The sequence below is a fragment of the Desulfofundulus thermosubterraneus DSM 16057 genome (genome assembly GCF_900142025.1).
Taxonomy (GTDB): Bacteria; Bacillota; Desulfotomaculia; order Desulfotomaculales; family Desulfovirgulaceae; genus Desulfofundulus; species Desulfofundulus thermosubterraneus.
In genome coordinates, this window is sequence record NZ_FQZM01000079.1 from 1 (window position 1) to 4709 (window position 4709).

7 protein-coding genes are annotated in these 4709 nt (G+C 53.1%); 5 read left to right on the forward strand and 2 right to left on the reverse strand.

The window, feature by feature from the left end; translation table 11 throughout:
* The 5 genes from BUA65_RS17285 to BUA65_RS17305 all read left to right on the forward strand — a co-directional run.
* Positions 1-1005, forward strand: a 1005-nt coding sequence (locus BUA65_RS17285) for a S8 family serine peptidase (RefSeq protein WP_165613297.1), incomplete at its 5' end; no start/stop codon positions are given.
* A gap of 282 nt (positions 1006-1287) precedes the next feature.
* Positions 1288-1758 carry a hypothetical protein gene (locus BUA65_RS17290; protein ID WP_072871609.1) on the forward strand — a complete coding sequence of 157 codons (471 nt, stop codon included), beginning with the start codon at positions 1288-1290 and terminating at the stop codon, positions 1756-1758.
* Positions 1742-1939 (forward strand): DUF2283 domain-containing protein, encoded by a 198-nt coding sequence (locus tag BUA65_RS17295; RefSeq protein WP_072871611.1) that lies wholly within the window; start codon positions 1742-1744, stop codon positions 1937-1939. Before BUA65_RS17290 ends, BUA65_RS17295 begins: the two co-directional genes overlap by 17 nt.
* A gap of 131 nt (positions 1940-2070) precedes the next feature.
* Positions 2071-2586, forward strand: coding sequence for a leucine-rich repeat domain-containing protein (locus BUA65_RS17300; protein ID WP_165613298.1), 516 nt, complete (start codon positions 2071-2073; stop codon positions 2584-2586).
* A 270-nt stretch (positions 2587-2856) separates the two neighbouring features.
* Positions 2857-3945: an Rpn family recombination-promoting nuclease/putative transposase gene (locus tag BUA65_RS17305; RefSeq protein WP_072871616.1), complete on the forward strand. Its 1089-nt coding sequence runs from the start codon at positions 2857-2859 to the stop codon at positions 3943-3945.
* Between the two features lie 154 nt (positions 3946-4099).
* On the opposite strand, the gene BUA65_RS17310 is transcribed toward BUA65_RS17305, so the two are convergent.
* Positions 4100-4528: a type II toxin-antitoxin system VapC family toxin gene (locus BUA65_RS17310; RefSeq protein ID WP_242656390.1), complete on the reverse strand. Its 429-nt coding sequence runs from the start codon at positions 4526-4528 to the stop codon at positions 4100-4102.
* 1 nt (position 4529) lies between these two features.
* On the reverse strand, positions 4530-4709 hold a 180-nt coding region (locus BUA65_RS18685; RefSeq protein ID WP_207543936.1), incomplete at its 5' end, for a hypothetical protein.

A 4709-nucleotide genomic window follows, 5' to 3' on the forward strand; every position in this document is an offset into this window, starting at 1 on the left:
GTGGCTGGTGTTATCGCTGCCGCCACCGGCAACGCCACCGGCATTGCCGGTACCGCCGGGCGGCAAAATGTGCAGATACTGCCCTTGAGGGTCTTCAACTGGCTGGGGGAAACTAATATCTATTGGGTGAGCCAGGCCATTGCCCACGCCGTTGACTGCGGGGCACAGGTGATCAACCTCAGCCTGGGCGGTCCACAGTACTCTCAGGCATTGGCCGATGCGGTTGACTATGCCTGGGAGCGCGGTGTGGTGGTGGTGGCCGCCGCCGGCAATGAAGGCGGTCCGGTGTTCTACCCGGCGGCCCTGCCTCATGTGATCGCCGTGGCCGCCAGCGATGGCGGCGACCGGGTGGCGTCCTTTTCGAATCACGGTCCGGAAGTGATGGTGGCGGCACCCGGGGTTGATGTCCTCACCACCGGCGTGTTGTATCCCAACTATACCCCCGTCAGCGGAACGTCCATAGCGGCGCCCTTTGTGTCGGCCGCGGCGGCCATAATTAAATCGCAGCTGCCCGGTGTCGGTCCGGACGGGGTGGCGGAGATAATCCGAAAGGGCGTTGTGGATATTGGCCCGCCGGGGAAAGATGACTACGCCGGCTACGGCCGCCTGGATCTGGATCTGGTGGCCGCGCAGCTGGCGGGTGCAGGCACCCCGGGCAGCGGTGGCGGCGGGATCGTGATGGATCCGGCCCAGATGCTGCAGATAGTTTTTAACCATCCGGTTAAGATAGACGGGAATACCGCCTCCCATTTCCACTTGCTGACTGCCACCGGTGCTGAACTGCCCTGCACCCTTTATTTTGTAGGTGAGGTGAACGCGGGTGAAACCGGGGGCTATACCACCTTCTGGCTCAAGCCGCGCGATGCCCTGTTACCCGGCCTGACGTACACCCTGCGGGTGGATGCCGGCTTGACCGCCACTTCGGGTGAAAGGCTTCCGGAAACGTATACCGTAACGATAACGGTGTTGCGACCGGCGGGGGGCGGAGGTGGGGGAGGGGGTTAACCTCACCGGGCCGAAGTAACCATAAACCACGGGGACGGTTCGTGTGGTTGCAGGGAACCAAGAAGAAACCACGGGGTCTGTCCCCGTGGTTTTGGTTTTGAAAGGGTAAGGGGATGGGTAAATCATTTGAAGTAGTCCTACCGGGGCCATGGGTACTGGGGCCATGGGGATTCTCCCCGCGGTTGCAGTGTGAATACCTTTGGTTCCCCTGATTAAGGTGAAAACCAGGAGACCCGTCCCCCTGGCTACCGAGTTTTCCGGCCTCCTGCGGGCGTTTGGCGGGTGGTCCTTTTATGGTTCAGGGAGCAGGGGATTCTGGCCATTCACAGAATCTGGTATAATAAGGTTGACGAGCACCCGCGTGAAGAGGCTATAGCCATGGTGAACCCCGGGATCAGGCAAGCGCTAACCATCGAGTATAATTATGGAGATTATATAAATTATAAGAGGAGAGATATCTTGAATGTAGTTTATTCAAAACATTTTGCAATACGTAAAGAACTGCGTGGCATTCCAGACGGGATGGCTGAAACGATTTTTACCCAGGCCGATGAGCATTATAAGGATACTCAGACCGATTACTTTATTGCAGTGAAACACATGGAATTCCAGGGCGCGGAGAGAGATATGGCTTTGACCTACAGTATGTCTGAAGGTAAAATAGTGTTAGTAACTTTGCACCCGCTAAAGGACGGTCAAAGGGAAAACAGAGTTAGAAGTAGGAGGTGGGTTAAAATTGAAAGCCTATTATGATTCAGAAGCTGATATCCTTTACCTATCTAGAGAGGGTGTTGAAGAAGAAGTTATAGAACTACATCCTGGAATAAATCTTGAGTTGGATAAGGATGGTAAGCTAATTGGGATAGAATTATTTAATGCCTCAAAGTTGTTTAAAGATGTTATTAAACCGCTTGAACAGAGGGCGGCTTTGTAAATTGTGCCATGAACCAAAAGGGACCGAATTAAGGGAGCGGATAGTGCCAGGCACTTAACTCATTTTTTCCCCACGTCATTGACTCCGTTGACTTCCCGGATCCCGGCCTGGAGGCGGCCGTCCGGAAGAGTTTGCATAAACCGTTGGGCGCCATTACCAGGGAGGATATAAAGGGCTTACAGCAATTGGATGTCGGTTACCGCAACATTCAAGATCTTGCCAAGCTTGAGTTTGCCATTAACCTGATTTCTTTAAATCTTGCCGGGAACCGGATTGAAAGCATCCGGGAGGTTGAGAATTTACAGAACCTAAAATACATCAACCTTGCCCACAACCATATCCGGGATTTAAGTCCTCTGGTTAAAAATAATGAACGGGGCGGTTTAGGATGGGGCGCGGTGGTGGACTTGCGGGACAATCCCCTGGATCTGAAAGAAGGGTCGCAGGCTTATCAAGATATTGCCAGGCTGATCAGCAGGGGAGTAACAGTGAAATACGGCAATGACCGGGAAGGAGACGATGCCCGGGAATGGGCTCCGCAAGTAAATGTGCCGCCCAATAAGGAGTGGACTATTAAATTCAATATGCCTGTGGATCCAGGTACTTATAACCATTCAGAACATAATTGTCAAAGATACCAGCGGTAATGCAGTAAATGTTACAGTAGAAATAGGCAATGACGGCAGGTCGGTTATAGTTAAGCCACCGCCGGCGGGGTACACCCCGGGGCAGGTTTACACCCTGTATATTGGCAGAGTTTATAATTGGTGCCAGGCACTTAACTTATTAACTTATCGAGCCCCCCGGTCCCGCACCGGCGGGGCTTTTTCTTTTCACCGGCGGTACACGGTTCAGTTCCGCCTCATGTCAATCTCCGGCTGGATGTGGTATAATACAGCCACAGGAGGAGTGAACCCGTGCCGGACAAAAGACAGCCCCACCATTCCCACGACAAAGGATACAGGGAGCTTCTCTCCAGCAAGCGTGCATTTCTGGAGTTGCTCAAGACCTTTGTGCATGAGGAATGGGCGAAAGACATAGACGAAGACAGCCTGATGCGGGTGGAGAAGTCCTACATCCTGCAGGACTTCAGCGAGAAAGAAGCAGATATCGTCTACCGTCTGAAGACGAAAGGTAACGACGTGATATTCTATGTCCTACTGGAACTGCAGTCCACGGTGGACTACCTGATGCCCTTCCGGCTGCTGCTGTACATGGTGGAGATATGGCGGGACATTTATAACAACACGCCGGAGGACGAGCGGGAACGCAAGGGATTCCGGCTGCCCGTTATCATTCCGGCGGTACTGTACAACGGTGCAAACAACTGGACCGCCGCCCTGCACTTCAAAGAAATACTGGCCGGGTACCGGCAGTTTGAGAAGCACGTATTGGATTTCCGGTACATACTGTTTGACGTAAACCGTTATCAGGTAGAAGAACTTTACCGGGCGGCCAACCTGGTTGCCAGCGTATTTGCGCTGGATCAGAAGATGAGCGCGGAAGAACTGGTCAGGCGGCTGTGGAAGCTGGCCGGCGTGCTGAAGAACCTGGGTCGGGACGAATTCAGGCAGTTTGCTGCCTGGCTTTCCCACGTATTCAAAGCCAGGTTGCCTGAGCCGCTACGGGAAAAGGTTGACAAGATTGTAAGCGAAGTCAATCCGTGGGAGGTGGATGTGATGATTACGAATCTGGAAATAACCCTTGAAGAGATGCAGCAGCAGGCAGAGATGCGCGGGTTAGTCAAGGGCAGGGCCGAAGGGAGGGCCGAAGGCAGGGCTGAAGGCGAGGCCATCGGCGAGGCGAGGGGCAAGGTTGAAGCAACACAGGACGCCATCTGCAAATACCTCAGGAGGAGGTTTGGTGATGCATCTGCCGGCCTGCAGCAGAAAGTCCGGGAGATGATCAGCCTGGAAGTGCTGGACGGCGTCATGGAGGAACTGTTTGCCGCAAACACCTTGGAAGAGGCGCGGGCCATCATCAGGGACGGCATTGAGAGGGGTTAGAGCCAAGTTTGAATCATAAAATATAGAAACCATCGTGGTTGCTGGGCTGAGCTCACTTCCAGACCATGGGACCCCTAAAAGTGCCTAAAAGTGCCACGCGAAAAACCAAGAAGTATCTTTCCGCGATCGCTTTCATGCTGGAAAGCAAAAGTCCCTACCGCCCGCGGCTGGCAAGGGAGGCGGGAGGCAGGCGCAGAAAACCCGCAACTTCGAAATGAATGTCGAATGCCGCTGCTTCGGTGATTCCCAGGCGTCGCATAAGTGCAAAACTCGTACAGTCCGTAAAACTGAATTTCTGATCGCTATACCTGGAAAAGATTTCCCACGCCGACTCTTCGTCTTCCGGCGTTATGCGTAAAATATTTACAAGTTTACTTTTTCGCAGGCTCTGCCCATATGTAACCGCCACGCGGTGACCAAAATTATATCGCAGAATGGTCATCAATTCATCAAAAATAAAATTCGTCGTCACAAGAGAAAGCGGGGGGTTCTCCAGGAACTGGACCGCTTCACAATGATGGGGGTCGTCTGCGTAGGCGTGAGCGTAAAAAAAGCTGGTATCCACAAAAATCTGCCGCAACATATCACGTCCTGTAAAGAGCTTCATCTAAACTTTCGCTGATCAAGTTTTTGAGTAATGGCTCACGGGCGATCCCTGCTACTTCGAGAAGAGGTTCCTTTGCGTTTTGTCCGCTTTTATTTGCCTTGCTGGCAATGAGTTCCCGTAAAACGGCTGATATGGAGCGGCCCTGCCGGGAGGCCAG